The following is an 11,851-nucleotide window of genomic DNA, read 5'->3' on the forward strand; positions in this document are numbered from 1 at the left end:
TAGGATGCTGCCTCATGGCTCGCGTGCTCACTCCCCGTGCGGAGGACTTCCCCCGCTGGTACCAGGACCTCATCGCCAAGGCGCGGATGGCCGACAACGGCCCGGTGCGCGGAACGATGGTGATCCGCCCGGCCGCGTACGCGATCTGGGAGCGCATGCAGGCCGAGATGGACGCCCGCATCAAGGAAGCCGAGGCGCAGAACGCCTACTTCCCGCTGTTCATCCCGGAGAGCTACCTGAGCCGCGAGGCGCAGCACGTCGAGGGTTTCTCGCCGGAGCTGGCCGTGGTCACCCACGCCGGTGGCAAGCAGCTGGCCGAGCCGATCGTGGTGCGCCCCACCAGCGAGACGATCTTCGGCGAGTTCATGGCGAAGTGGATCGACTCGTACCGCGACCTGCCCCTGCTGCTCAACCAGTGGGCCAACGTCGTGCGCTGGGAGCTGCGGCCGCGTACGTTCCTGCGGACCACCGAGTTCCTCTGGCAGGAGGGCCACACCGCGCACGCGACCGAGGCGGATGCCCGCGACTACGCGCGGCGGATCCTGCACACGGTCTACGAGGACTTCATGACCAACCTGCTGGCCATCCCGGTCGTCCCCGGTCGCAAGACCAAGGGCGAGCGGTTCGCCGGAGCGACCAACACCATGACCCTCGAGGCCATGATGGGCGACGGCAAGGCGCTGCAGATGGGCACCTCGCACGAGCTGGGCCAGAACTTCGCCAAGGCCTTCGACATCACCTACACGTCGCAGGCCGGGTCGGTCGAGCACGCGTGGACCACGTCGTGGGGCAGCACCACCCGCATGATCGGCGGCCTGATCATGGTGCACGGCGACGACAACGGCCTGCGCCTGCCGCCGCTGCTCGCGCCGATCCAGGCCCAGATCATGGTGGTCAAGGCCGGCGACGGCGTCACCGAAGCGGCAACCAAGCTCCGCGACGACCTCAAAGCCGCCGGCGTACGCGTGAAGCTCGACGACCGCGCCGACATCCCCTTCGGCCGTCGCGCGGTCGACGCCGAGCTCCAGGGCATCCCGGTGCGCATCGAGGTGGGCCCGCGCGACCTGGCCGCGGGCAACGCGGTGGTGGCCCGGCGCATCGACGGCACGAAGACCCCGGTTGCGCTGGCCGACGTGGTGTCCGTGGTGACCGGCGCCCTCCGGGAGGACCAGCAGCGTCTCCACGACGAGGCCCTGGCCCACCGCCAGGAGCGCACTGTCGACGTCAAAACCCTGGGCGACGCCATCGAGGCCGCGCAGACCGGCTGGGCGCGGGTGCCCTGGTCGGCGATCGGCACCGACGGCGAGGCCGAGGCGAACGGCAAGGCGGTCACGGTCCGCTGCCTCGTCCGCGAGGATGGCGGCGTCCCCGAGTCCGACGACGAACCCGGCGTGCAGGCGATCCTGGCCCGCGCGTACTGATGTTCGCCCCGGGCCGCTTGACGTTCGCCGGGGTCGCCTGATGTTCGCCCAGGGCCGTCAGGTCCTCTACCGCAACATCGACGGCCCGCGGCTGGCCTCGGTCCGCCCGTGCCGGGTCATCTCCGACGACGACCGCGGGCTGCTCCTCTGGCTGGCCCGCGGCTCGGCGGTCCTGGTCGAGGAGTCCACCGACGGCCGCGGCATCCGCGACATGCCGTTCGCCGAGTGGATCCAGCTGAGCTACCGCCCGGTCCCCGCCTCCTGGCAGGGGCCGGGCCTGCTCAAGTTCATCCCCCCGGACGCCGACCATTCCGTCTGGTTCTTCCGCGACGACCAAGGCCGCTTCACCGGCTGGTACGTCAACCTCGAGGAACGCGCCCTGCGCTGGGACGACGGCGACCTGGCCGGCGTCGACGTCATCGACCAGGATCTCGACATCGTGGTAGCCCCGGACCGCACCTGGACCTGGAAGGACGAGGACGAGTTCACCGAACGCCTCGCCTTCCCCGAGCACTACTGGGTCCACGACGAGGCCCAGGTCCGCGCCGAGGGCCGCCGCGTGATCAAGCTGATCGAGGCCGGCGACTTCCCCTTCGACGGCACCTGGACCGACTTCCACCCCGACCCCACCTGGCCGGTCCCCACGGAGATCCCGCCGGGCTGGAACCGCCCGCCCGCACCCCGCCCGTGACTGTGCCTGCCACGACTGTGCCTGCCGCGACTGCGCCTGCCACGACCGTGCTTGCCGCGACTGCGCCTGCCACGACCGTGCTTGCCGCGGCCTTGCCGCTCGCCGCGCTGTGCATTGGCCCACGCAGTCCTGCCGGCAGGCGGCTCGCCGCTGCAGGAAATCTCGGTCCGTAACCGGGCATCTATCACACCCGCCCAGGTCACCGGCTACCTGTGACGGCCATCACGGGCGGCGCGGGCGGTCCGTGATCCGTAGCCTGCCCGGGTGATCGACGTACCCCCGGCCGCCCCTACGGCCACCATCCCCGACTGGGACCCTGGCCCTCGCAAGCCTCGATGGACCCCCGCTTACCTTGCCGTCGCCCTTCTTCTCGTCATCGCCGGCGCGGCGTTCGGCGTGCGGGGCTTCTCCGACATGTTCGGATCGCCGCGTACGGCCCGCGCGGCCGCCTGCCCCGCCCTCGATCTCGCTCCGCTTGCCGCGGCACTCGGCCCGCTGCGACTCAGCGACGAGCCGGACGCGCCGACCGAGGGCAAGGGCGGGACTACCGTTTCCTGCACCTTCCAGACCGTCAGCGACGAGAGCTTCCCGAAGATCAGGGGCACGCTGTTCATGACCTGGTACGACTGGAAGTTGATGGCCAGGCAGCAGTGCGACAACCTAGCTGACTCGAACGAACCGGGCGCGACTCCCGGCGTGTGGATCTCCGGCCTCGGCGACCGGGCACGAACCGAATCATCTCGTCCCGAACGCCTGGACGTGCGCTTTCTGGAGCTGGTCGTCTGCGACGCGAACGCCGTACTCCGCGTGTTCCTGATGCTGCCCGTCGACGAGGGCCCGGACGATCCGAAGGTGCACGCTGTGCTGACCGAGGTCGCGCGCACGGCGTTGGGGCGGTTCGCGTGACGGTTCTGACCACTTACGCAGCTTGAAGGGGGCGGGTGACCGGTTTGAGCCGCCAGGCTCTTGGGCGCCCGAACCCGGCTCGGCGGGAGCTGCGGACTGCACCAGGCAACCAGGCACGACAGCTGGCATGTGATCGTGATTTTGATCTTCTCCGGCCCGATTGGGACCTGGCACCCCACGTCTGGCAGAATGAACAGCTGGTATCCGGCACGCGTGAGGCGCCCTCTAACCCTGATCGCGTTGCCAGTCCACCGAGACATCGGTCCCGCATCCCCACGTGGGTTCCGTCGGCTCACCCTCGTGATCATCAGGAGCGAAACAACCGTGGCCGTTAAGATCCGGCTCCTGCGGATGGGCAAGATCCGCAACCCGCAGTACCGCATCGTTGTCGCCGACTCGCGCACCAAGCGTGACGGTCGCGCCATCGAGTACGTCGGCATCTACCAGCCGAAGCACGACCCGTCGGTGATCGAGGTCAAGAGCGAGCGCGTGCAGTACTGGCTCTCGGTCGGCGCGCAGCCGAGCGAGGCCGTGCAGCGCATCCTCGAGAAGACCGGTGACTGGCAGCAGTTCAAGGGTCTGCCGGCTCCGCCGCCGCTGCTCGTTGCGCCCGAGAAGGCCAACCGCCAGGCCGCCTACGAGGCCGAGGCCAAGGCTGCCGCCGGTCTCGCCGAGACCCCGGCGAAGAGCACCCCGAAGAAGGCCAAGGCCACCGAGGCGAAGGCCGACAAGGCCGAGTCGAAGCCCGCCGAGGCCGCCGAGCCGAACCGCGAGGCTGTCGCCGAGACCGCAGAGGACCCGGCCGGTGCCGGCGCCGACGCGAGCTGACGGGGCGCTCCGGCCCGCGCTGGAGCACCTCGTCAAGGGCATCGTCGACAACCCGGACGACGTCCGGGTGCGGCTGGTCGACTCGCGCCGTGGTAAGCGGCTCGAGGTGCGCGTGCACCCCGAGGACCTGGGAACGGTCATCGGGCGCGGCGGGCGCACGGCCAAGGCGCTGCGTCAGGTCATCGGGTCGATCGGTGGGCGCGGCATCCGCGTCGACATCGTCGACGCGTACTGATCGTCTGCTGTCGCGATGCTGCTGGTAGTCGGTCAGATCGGTAAGCCCCACGGCATTCGTGGGGAGGTCATGGTGACCGTTCGGACCGATGAGCCAGAGGCGAGATTCGTCGCCGGATCGGTGTTTGTCACGGAGATCCCGCGGGATCGCCGGGTGAACACCGGTCCGGCTTCCGCCGCTTCCGCTCCCGGCGTGCCCTATCAGGTGCCCGGGAAGCTCACCCTCGAGTCGCTGCGCTGGCACCAGGGCCGGATCATCGCCCAGTTCGAGGGCATCCACGACCGGAACATCGCCGAAGCGCTGCGCGGCGTGCTGTTGCAGGTCGACAGCGCGGACGTGGCGCCGCCGGACGACCCGGACGAGTTCCACGACCACCAGCTCGTCGGGCTGAAGGTCGTCACGGCGGACGGCGCCGAGCTGGGCACGGTCGACCGGATCGACCACGCGCCCGCCTCCGACCTGATCGTGCTCCGCAAGTCCGCGGGCGGCACCGCGCTCATCCCGTTCGTCAGCGCGATCGTGCCGACGGTCGATCTGGCCGCCGGCCGGGTCGTCGTCGACCTGCCCGAGGGCCTGCTCGACCTTTAGAAGGCCTCTCCCCGTGCGCGTCGACGTCATCTCGATTTTCCCGGACTACTTTGCGCCGCTCGACCTGTCGCTGATCGGCAAGGCCCGCGGCACCGGCATTCTTGACCTGTCCGTGCACGATCTGCGCACCTGGACCTCCGATGTGCACCGCACCGTCGACGACACCCCGTACGGCGGCGGGCCCGGCATGGTCATGCGGCCCGAGCCGTGGTCCCAGGCCCTTTCCGCCGTGGCGACGGATGAGTCGATGCTGGTCGTGCCGTCGCCGGTGGGCAAGCCGTTCACCCAGGCGGACGCCACCGCGCTCGCCGAGCTGCCCCATCTGATCTTCGCCTGTGGCCGCTACGAGGGCATTGACCAGCGGGTGCTCGACGACGCCGCGACCCGGATGCCGGTGCGGGAGGTGTCGCTCGGTGATTACGTGCTGTTCGGCGGCGAGGTCGCGGTCATCGTGATCATGGAGGCGATCACCCGGTTGCTGCCCGGAGTGCTGGGCAACGCCGATTCGCTGACTGAGGAGTCGCACGCCGCCGGGCTGCTGGAAGCACCCGTCTATACCAAGCCCGCGACCTGGCGGGACCTGGACGTGCCCGAGGTGTTGCGCTCCGGGGACCACGGCCGGATCGCGCGCTGGCGTCGAGAACAGTCCCTCCTGCGGACTGCCGCCCGTCGTCCCGACCTGTTCGCGGCGTACCCGCCTGAGCGGCTCGACAAGCGAGACCGGGCGGCGATCGAGGAGGCCGGATTTCGGGTCCCGGGGTCGCGTGTGGCAAAGTAGGGAGGTTGCCGTTCGTTCACTACGCCGTGGTGGCCGGACGAGGTTCTTCCCCGCCCGCGTTCTTCCCGCCCGCGGAGAAGTTCAGAATCACCCATTCGCGTATCGAACTCCCGGTGCGCTTTGAGTAACACGAGGATGCCTCGATGAATACGCTGGACGATCTCGACGCCCAGTCACTGCGTACCGACCTGCCGCTCTTCCGCGCCGGGGACACCCTGAAGGTGCACGCCCGGGTCGTGGAGGGCAACCGCTCTCGCGTCCAGGTGTTCCAGGGCGTCGTCATCAGCCGGCAGGGTGGTGGCCTGCGGGAGACCTTCAAGATTCGCAAGATCAGCTTCGGCGTCGGTGTCGAGCGGACGTACCCGCTCAACAGCCCGGCGATCGACCGCATCGAGGTCGTGACCCGCGGTGACGTCCGTCGCGCCAAGCTGTACTACCTGCGTGAGCTCCGGGGCAAGAAGGCCAAGATCAAGGAGCTGCGCGAGAAGCAGACCGCCAACTGAACCCCTTCGTAGGTCCGGGCCGTATTCACTCGGACTGACGTTTCTCGGTCAGGCGAACTACGCTTGCGCCGGTGACGAATGGGAAACAGTGCCTTTGCGGCGTCCGCCGCGCTGGCGGGTTTATTCGCACTACCGCCCGACTTGTTCCCGCAAGGGAATGCGGGCGGTAGTGCTGTATCCGGGGCGATCGACCGGATCGGCGGCGGGAGATACGTAGCGTGGAACCGATGCGTGGGTACCGGGGCTCCTCCTCCGGGCGCCGCCGCGGCCGGGTCATCCGGCGCAAGGAAATGCCGCTCTGGCAGGAACTCCCGCTGCTGCTCGTGGTGGCCTTCTGCCTCGCGGTGCTGATCCGCACCTTCCTGGTCCAGGCGTTCTTCATCCCCTCCGGTTCGATGGAGAACACCCTCCTCGTCGGCGACCGGGTGCTGGTCAACAAGGTCGTCTACGACATGCGCGACCCGGTCCGGGGCGAGATCGTCGTCTTCCGCGGCACCGACAGCTGGGCACCGGAAGAGCCCTCCGAGCCGATCAGCAACACCTTCGGCGCTAAACTCGGCCGGACCATCGGCGACCTCGTCGGCGTCAGCCGCCCGGGTGAGAAAGACTTCATCAAACGGGTGATCGGGCTGCCCGGCGACAAAGTGGCATGTTGCGACGACAAAGGCCGAATCACCGTCAACGGCGCGCCCATCGACGAGCCGTACGTGCAGGAAAACTCCCCGCTCGATGCCCCACCCAACCCGCGGCAGTGCAGCAGCCGCCGGTTCGCCGAGGTGACCGTGCCCGCCGGCGAGATGTTCGTCATGGGCGACCACCGGCTCGTCTCCCAGGACGCCCGGTGTCAGGGCACCGTCCCGATCGACAACGTGATCGGGCGCGCCTTCATCGTGGTGTGGCCGACCAGCCGCTTCACCAGCCTGTCCGTGCCCGACAACTGGAAGGCCTACGCGGCCGCCAATCCGGTCGGTGTCGCCCCGATCAGCACCGAACCGGACCGCTCGCCCGATCCGGTCACCACGGCAGCAGCCCTCCCGCTGCTATTGAGTGTCGGCATATCCGCGCGTTCCAGACTGTGGTTCCGCCCCCGGAGACGTAGGCTCCGGGAGTGATTGACGAGCAGACCGGCAAGCAGCGTCACAGTTCCTTCTGGCGCGAGCTTCCCATCCTGTTGGGCGTGGCGATTCTGGTCGCGGTCCTGGTCCGCGCATTCGTCCTGCAGACGTTCTACATCCCGTCCCCGTCGATGGAGCACACCCTCAACATCTGGGACCGGGTGCTGGTCAACAAGCTCGTGTACGACTTCCGCGAGCCCCGCCGCGGCGAGATCGTCGTATTCAAAGCGCCCAGCGACTGGCGTGGCCGCGACGGCGAGGACTTCATCAAGCGCATCATCGGCGTCGGCGGCGACCACGTGATGTGCTGCGACGACCAGCAGCGCATCAAGATCAACGGGCAGTCCCTGGACGAGCCGTACATCTTCAAGGACGACGCCGGCAATCAGGACCCCGCCGCCGACGAGCCGTTCGACATCGTCGTGCCGGAAGGCCGGCTCTGGGTGATGGGCGACCACCGGTCCGAGTCCGGTGACTCGCTGGAACACTGGGAACAGACCCAGCAGATCGACGCGGCGACGATCAAAGCCGACTCGATCGTCGGTCGCGCCTTCACCATCTTCTGGCCGGTGGGCCGGGCGACCTGGCTCAGCGTCCCCGAGCAGTTCGACAGCATCCCGGACGCACCCCCGGCCAAGTAGCTCCCGGGCCTCCGTCCCGGGGCCGGGGTCAAGATCGATGTCCGGCGCAATAGGCTGGAGGCGTGACGTACATCGACCGGCGGGCGGCACGGGTGCTGCTCGTCAACGCCGAGGACCGCGTCCTGCTGCTCTGCGGCGGTGACCCGGCGCGGCCCGGACTGCGCTGGTGGTTCACCCCCGGCGGCGGCCTGGACTCCGGCGAGACGCCTGCGCAGTGCGCCGCCCGCGAGCTGGCCGAGGAAACCGGCCTGCGCGTCGACCCCACCGAGCTCGGCGAGCCGGTGCACCACGAAGTGACCGAGTTCAGCTACCGCGAGCAGCACTACCGCCAGAACCAGCACTTCTTCCTGCACCGCGTGCCGTCCTGGGAGGTCGACTCCGCCGGATTCGACGCCGACGAGCAGGAAACGATCACCGAACACCGCTGGTGGAGTGTCGCCGAGATCGAGACCACCGACGCCGAGATCTACCCCGCCGATCTCGCCGCGCTGCTCCAGCGCTGCGCCGATACCGTACGGGGGCACTGATGCTCGCCCCACCCCGTACGGTCGTCCGCCGCGAAGCCGGCCTGTACGCGCTGGAACGCGCGTTGCAACGCCGGGGCTTCCGCAACGTCGCCGGTGCCGACGAGGCCGGGCGCGGCGCCTGCGCCGGACCGCTGGTGGCGGGCGCGGCGATTCTGCCCGAGGGCAAACGCGGCGAGATCGACGAACTGGCCGACTCGAAACTGCTCACCGCGGCCGCCCGGGAGCGCGTCTACGACCAGGTGGTGCGGCGAGCCCTGGCCTGGTCAGTGGTGATCATCCCGCCAGCCGAGGTCGACGCCCGCGGCTTGCACGTCTGCAACCTCGCAGCGATGCGCCGGGCGCTGGCGTCGCTCAGCACCACCCCCGACTACGTCCTCACCGACGGCTTTCCCGTCGACGGCCTCGGCGCCCCCGGGCTCGCCGTGTGGAAAGGCGACCGGGTCGCCGCGTGCGTGGCCGCCGCCAGCGTGCTCGCCAAAGTCACCCGAGACCGACTAATGGTCGAGCTCGACGGGCAATACCCGGGCTACGGCTTCGCCGTACACAAGGGCTACATCACCGACGAGCACAGCGCGGCACTGACCGCCCAAGGTCCATGCGTGGAGCACCGCTTCTCGTACGTGAATGTGGCCGCCGCCTCGGGCCGCGGAAATCGCCCGCCACGGGCTCGCCGTCCGTCGACATCGGGAGCCCACATGCATTCTGCGGCCGGTACGGCCGAGCCGCTGATGCTGTGGCCGGAGCTGGAGGGTACCGTCGGCGTGGCGTCGGGCGTGCAGCCTCGGCCGCCGGTGCCGGTGGGGGAAGATGAGGCCATGGAGGGCGAGAAGCGATGAGCGCAGAGGATCTCGAGAAGTACGAGACCGAGATGGAGCTGCAGCTCTACCGGGAGTACCGCGACATCGTCCGCCAATTCTCGTACGTGGTGGAGACGGAACGCCGCTTCTACCTGGCGAACCAGGTGGACCTGCACGTCCGCAACTCCGACGGCGAGGTGTACTTCGAGGTCGAGATGCATGACGCCTGGGTCTGGGACATGTACCGCCCGGCCCGCTTCGTCAAGAACGTCCGCGTGATGACCTTCAAGGACGTCAACGTCGAGGAGCTCGAAAAGCCGGACATCTCGCTGCCTGACGACGCGAACTTCGGCGGCTGAGGGTTACCTGATTTCCAAGCCGGGCTGGTTCACCAGGGCTGGGTTTTCCACAGAGTTGGGCTTTCCACAGGGCTCTCCGCCATGGGGGAATCAACCCGGCACGATGCGGGCATGGCTTCGCTCATCGCGCTCCTGCTTCTCGTTTCGGCTTCTCTCGCGCCTCCTGTCGCGTCATCAGCCTCCACCTCGGCTTCGGCGACTTCTCCTGCGTCTTCGGCTTCTCTCGCGTCTTCGGCTTCTCTCGCGTCTTCGGCTTCTCTCGCGTCTTCGGCTTCTCCTGCGTCCTCGGCTTCTCCTGCGTCCTCGGCTTTGACGGGGTCCTCGGGTCTCGTGGCGTCCTCGGCCCTTGTCGGGTTACCGGTTTCGCCGGCTCGTGGCTCCGTGTGGCCGGTGGCCGATGCGTCCGTCGTCCGTCGTTTTGAGCCGCCGCCGCAGCCCTGGTTGGCCGGCCATCGCGGCGTGGACCTCGCTGCGCCCCCGGCAACTCCGATCCGGGCGGCCAGGGCGGGCACCGTGGTGTTCAGCGGCACGGTGGGCACGCGGGGGGTGGTGAGCCTCGCACATCCGGGCGGTCTGCGCACCACCTACGAGCCACTCCACGTGCGGCAGCTGCGGATGGGTGAGTCGATTGCCGCAGGCGAACACATCGGAACGCTGTCGGCGGGGCATCGCGGCTGCCCAGCCGCGGCGTGCCTGCACTGGGGACTCCGCCGCGGTGCGGACTACCTTGACCCGCTGAGTTTGCTGAGTCTGGGCCGGGTCCGCCTGCTGCCGCTATGACAGCCCAGGTCGACTCGGGTGCCCACCTTCAGGCCGGTGTCTATCGCCAGGCCAGCCTGCCGCCGGGTCGGTGCCACCGCCGGGTCGGTGCCTGCCGCCGGGTCGGTGCCCACCACCGGGCCAGTGTCTGTCGCCGGGCTGGTGGCCGTCGCCGGGCCGGTGGTTGTCGCTGGGGCGGTGGTTATCGCCAGGCGGCGAGGAGATCTGGCAGGCGCTGGGCGAGCCGATCGTATTCTTCCGCACGGTTGTAGACCTGGGCGCTCAGTCGCAGCCAACCCCGGCCGCCCCACGCGTTCACTGCCACTTCGGCGCCCAACTTCTCCGCGATGTGCTGTCGCAGCGCCTGTCCCTCAGGAGCGGTCGTGGCGACGCCGTGCGGCAGTGGCAACACGCGCATCGCAGCCTCGGCAGCACCCGGGTCAGGCAGCTCGGTGGGCGCAAGGCCGAGAGCAGCACCCACAACCCGTTGGCCGTACGCCGCCAGCGCCGCATTGTGGTGGCGCACCGTGTCCACGCCGAGCGTGCGCAACATGAACAGTCCGATGGGGGCGGCAAGCCATGAGCTGTAGTCCACCGTGCCGTGGAACTCCACCGAGAGGGGGAAACCTGTCTCCTGCTCCCACGAGACGACCAGCGGTTCCACCCGGCGGCGCCACGGCTGAGCCACGGCGAGCAGAGCGGTGCCGCGGGGTGCGTACGCCCACTTGTGCAGGTTGCCGACCCAGAAGTCGGCACCAATCCGGTCGACCTCCACTGGAAGCATGCCCGGGACGTGGGCGGCGTCCACGAGGACGGGAATGTCGTGCTCACGGGCCGCTGCCACGATGTCGCGTACCGGCAGGACCTTGGCCGTGGGGGAGGTGAGCTGGTCGACGATCAAGAGCTTCGTCTTGCCGGGCCGCAGCGCACTCCGAACCCGCGACACCACTTCGGCGTCCCCGGCGTCGACGGGCAACGCAATCGTGCGCGCAGTCGCCCCGTCACGGCGGCACTGGCGTCGGGTAGCGAGGGCGTTCGAGCCGTACCCGTGGTCGGTCAGCAGCACCTCGTCGCCGGATTGCAGCCGCACCGTCTGCAAGACGAGCGACACCCCGCTCGTGGTGTTCGGCACCAGAGCACTGCCGTCCGGATCCGCGCCGAGGAACTGGGCAACATGCCGTCGGGTATGGACGATGCGCTCGGTCAGCCCGGGCGGCGCGAAGAACGACATGGGATTGCGCTCAGTCTCGTCCCGGAGCCGCTGCTGGGCGCGCTGCACACTGATCGGCACGGCGCCGAACGAGCCGTGATTGAGATAGGCGACGCCGGGGTCGAGGGAGAACAGGAGCCGCGCTCCCGGAATGGGCGGGGGCGGATCTCCGGCGCTCACGCTGCGATCGTACGTCACCGCGCCGCACCAGGTCCCGTGATCAACGACGGCCTGCAGCCACGCGCCCGCCCCTGGTCCCTGCTGGTGTCGTGGCTCTCATGCGCCGCCGGTTGGGAGCGCTATGCGATGGGACGGGGCGCGGCGAGTGCCGCGTAGGAGAGCTGCGCGTCGGGATGCGGCGCGGCGGAATGTGGCGCGCGGCGGGATGTGGCGCGCGGCGGGATGTGGCGCGCGTCGGGATGCGGCGCGTCGGGATGTGGCGCGCGTCGGGATGTGGCGCGCGGCGGGATGCGCAGGGCGGCGACGACCCGGA

15 protein-coding genes are annotated in these 11,851 nt (G+C 69.3%); 14 read left to right on the top strand and 1 reads right to left on the bottom strand.

Going from position 1 to position 11,851, the window contains the following annotated elements; all coding sequences use genetic code 11:
* Positions 1 to 14: 14 nt before the first annotated feature.
* The 14 genes from proS to ACIA1L_RS00875 all read left to right on the top strand — a co-directional run bounded on the left by proS (position 15) and on the right by ACIA1L_RS00875 (position 10,169).
* The gene (proS, locus tag ACIA1L_RS00810) at positions 15 to 1,421 is read left to right on the top strand and encodes a proline--tRNA ligase (protein WP_396070175.1); all 1,407 of its coding nucleotides are present in this window, start codon (positions 15 to 17) and stop codon (positions 1,419 to 1,421) included.
* Positions 1,422 to 1,458: 37 nt separating this feature from the next.
* Positions 1,459 to 2,112 (top strand): DUF402 domain-containing protein, encoded by a 654-nt coding sequence (locus tag ACIA1L_RS00815; protein ID WP_396070972.1) that lies wholly within the window; start codon positions 1,459 to 1,461, stop codon positions 2,110 to 2,112.
* Positions 2,113 to 2,376: 264 nt separating this feature from the next.
* Complete coding sequence (locus tag ACIA1L_RS00820) at positions 2,377 to 3,018, top strand: hypothetical protein (RefSeq protein ID WP_396070177.1); 642 nt, start codon at positions 2,377 to 2,379, stop codon at positions 3,016 to 3,018.
* 324 nt (positions 3,019 to 3,342) lie between these two features.
* Positions 3,343 to 3,846 (top strand): 30S ribosomal protein S16, encoded by a 504-nt coding sequence (gene rpsP / locus ACIA1L_RS00825; protein ID WP_396070179.1) that lies wholly within the window; start codon positions 3,343 to 3,345, stop codon positions 3,844 to 3,846.
* The gene (locus tag ACIA1L_RS00830; RefSeq protein ID WP_014447131.1) at positions 3,824 to 4,081 is read left to right on the top strand and encodes an RNA-binding protein; all 258 of its coding nucleotides are present in this window, start codon (positions 3,824 to 3,826) and stop codon (positions 4,079 to 4,081) included. The genes rpsP and ACIA1L_RS00830 overlap by 23 nt, the downstream gene beginning before the upstream one ends.
* Before the next feature lie 18 nt (positions 4,082 to 4,099).
* Complete coding sequence (rimM, locus tag ACIA1L_RS00835) at positions 4,100 to 4,669, top strand: ribosome maturation factor RimM (RefSeq protein WP_396070973.1); 570 nt, start codon at positions 4,100 to 4,102, stop codon at positions 4,667 to 4,669.
* Between the two features lie 13 nt (positions 4,670 to 4,682).
* A complete protein-coding gene (gene trmD / locus ACIA1L_RS00840) occupies positions 4,683 to 5,447 on the top strand; it encodes a tRNA (guanosine(37)-N1)-methyltransferase TrmD (protein ID WP_396070181.1) in 765 nt (254 codons plus the stop codon).
* Positions 5,448 to 5,590: 143 nt separating this feature from the next.
* The gene (gene rplS / locus ACIA1L_RS00845; protein WP_396070183.1) at positions 5,591 to 5,950 is read left to right on the top strand and encodes a 50S ribosomal protein L19; all 360 of its coding nucleotides are present in this window, start codon (positions 5,591 to 5,593) and stop codon (positions 5,948 to 5,950) included.
* A gap of 227 nt (positions 5,951 to 6,177) precedes the next feature.
* Complete coding sequence (gene lepB / locus ACIA1L_RS00850; RefSeq protein WP_396070185.1) at positions 6,178 to 7,062, top strand: signal peptidase I; 885 nt, start codon at positions 6,178 to 6,180, stop codon at positions 7,060 to 7,062.
* The gene (lepB, locus tag ACIA1L_RS00855) at positions 7,059 to 7,706 is read left to right on the top strand and encodes a signal peptidase I (RefSeq protein ID WP_396070187.1); all 648 of its coding nucleotides are present in this window, start codon (positions 7,059 to 7,061) and stop codon (positions 7,704 to 7,706) included. Before lepB (ACIA1L_RS00850) ends, lepB (ACIA1L_RS00855) begins: the two co-directional genes overlap by 4 nt.
* A 62-nt stretch (positions 7,707 to 7,768) precedes the next feature.
* The gene (locus tag ACIA1L_RS00860) at positions 7,769 to 8,233 is read left to right on the top strand and encodes an NUDIX hydrolase (protein WP_396070189.1); all 465 of its coding nucleotides are present in this window, start codon (positions 7,769 to 7,771) and stop codon (positions 8,231 to 8,233) included.
* Positions 8,233 to 9,069: a ribonuclease HII gene (locus tag ACIA1L_RS00865; protein WP_396070191.1), complete on the top strand. Its 837-nt coding sequence runs from the start codon at positions 8,233 to 8,235 to the stop codon at positions 9,067 to 9,069. The genes ACIA1L_RS00860 and ACIA1L_RS00865 overlap by 1 nt, the downstream gene beginning before the upstream one ends.
* Entirely contained in the window at positions 9,066 to 9,389 is a 324-nt protein-coding gene (locus ACIA1L_RS00870) for a DUF2469 domain-containing protein (RefSeq protein WP_043532656.1), read from the top strand. The genes ACIA1L_RS00865 and ACIA1L_RS00870 overlap by 4 nt, the downstream gene beginning before the upstream one ends.
* Positions 9,390 to 9,500: 111 nt before the next feature.
* On the top strand, positions 9,501 to 10,169 hold the full coding sequence (locus ACIA1L_RS00875; RefSeq protein ID WP_396070193.1) for a M23 family metallopeptidase: 669 nt from the start codon (positions 9,501 to 9,503) through the stop codon (positions 10,167 to 10,169).
* A 181-nt stretch (positions 10,170 to 10,350) separates the two neighbouring features.
* Here ACIA1L_RS00875 and ACIA1L_RS00880 read toward each other — a convergent pair whose 3' ends face one another.
* Positions 10,351 to 11,538 (bottom strand): aminotransferase class V-fold PLP-dependent enzyme, encoded by a 1,188-nt coding sequence (locus tag ACIA1L_RS00880; RefSeq protein WP_396070195.1) that lies wholly within the window; start codon positions 11,536 to 11,538, stop codon positions 10,351 to 10,353.
* Between the last annotated feature and the right edge of the window lie 313 nt (positions 11,539 to 11,851).

This window comes from Actinoplanes sp. NPDC051859 (assembly GCF_044452725.1).
Taxonomy (GTDB): Bacteria; Actinomycetota; Actinomycetes; order Mycobacteriales; family Micromonosporaceae; genus Actinoplanes.

Coding starts and splice junctions, on each gene's coding strand:
- ACIA1L_RS00865 (WP_396070191.1), top strand. CDS start 8,233: ATGCTCGCCCCACCCCGTACGGTCGTCCGCCGCGAAGCCGGCCTGTAC.
- proS (WP_396070175.1), top strand. CDS start 15: ATGGCTCGCGTGCTCACTCCCCGTGCGGAGGACTTCCCCCGCTGGTAC.
- ACIA1L_RS00870 (WP_043532656.1), top strand. CDS start 9,066: ATGAGCGCAGAGGATCTCGAGAAGTACGAGACCGAGATGGAGCTGCAG.
- ACIA1L_RS00875 (WP_396070193.1), top strand. CDS start 9,501: ATGGCTTCGCTCATCGCGCTCCTGCTTCTCGTTTCGGCTTCTCTCGCG.
- lepB (WP_396070185.1), top strand. CDS start 6,178: ATGCGTGGGTACCGGGGCTCCTCCTCCGGGCGCCGCCGCGGCCGGGTC.
- rplS (WP_396070183.1), top strand. CDS start 5,591: ATGAATACGCTGGACGATCTCGACGCCCAGTCACTGCGTACCGACCTG.